Source organism: Achromobacter sp. RTa, assembly GCF_000757485.1.
In the GTDB taxonomy this organism is placed as follows: domain Bacteria; phylum Pseudomonadota; class Gammaproteobacteria; order Burkholderiales; family Burkholderiaceae_B; genus Achromobacter.
This window is the reverse complement of the sequence record NZ_JPYO01000046.1, coordinates 96,568-97,246: the sequence shown is the minus strand read 5'-3', so window position 1 is coordinate 97,246 and position 679 is coordinate 96,568.

The following is a 679-nucleotide window of genomic DNA, read 5'->3' as shown; positions in this document are numbered from 1 at the left end:
ACCCACCCCTCCAGCGCGCGCAACCCATGCGGCCATGTGCAGACAGCGCCCGGCGTCAAGCTAAACCGTCCATCACTTCGGCATGGGTTGCGCGCGCTGGGCGGTAGCGTTCGCGTGTCGGTGATCTCGCGCTGCACCCATCCTACTGTGCTGGCGGCACTGCGGAAGCGGCGCAGGATGGGTAAAGCGCGAGAAATCCGGGACAGGAACCCACCCCTCCAGCGCGCGCAACCCATGCGGTCGTGTGCAGACAGCGCCCGGCGTCAAGCTAAACCGTCCATCGCTTCGGCATGGGTTGCGCGCGCTGGGCGGCAGCGTTCGCGTGTCGATGATCTCGCGCTGCACCCATCCTACTGTGCTGGCGGCACTACGGAAGCGGCGTAGGATGGGTAAAGCGCGAGAAATCCGGGACAGGAACCCCCTCCAGCGCGCGCAACCCATGCGGCCATGTGCAGACAGCGCCCGGCATCAAGCTAAACCGTCCCTCGCTTCGGCATGGGTTGCGCGCGCTGAGCGGCAGCGTTCGCGTGTCGGTGATCTCGCGCTGCACCCATCCTACTGTGCTGGCGGCACTACAAAAGCGGCGTAGGATGGGTAAAGCGCGAGAAATCCGGGGCAGGAAACCCACCCCTCCAGCGCGCGCAACCCATGCGGCCATGTGCAGACAGCGCCCGGCATC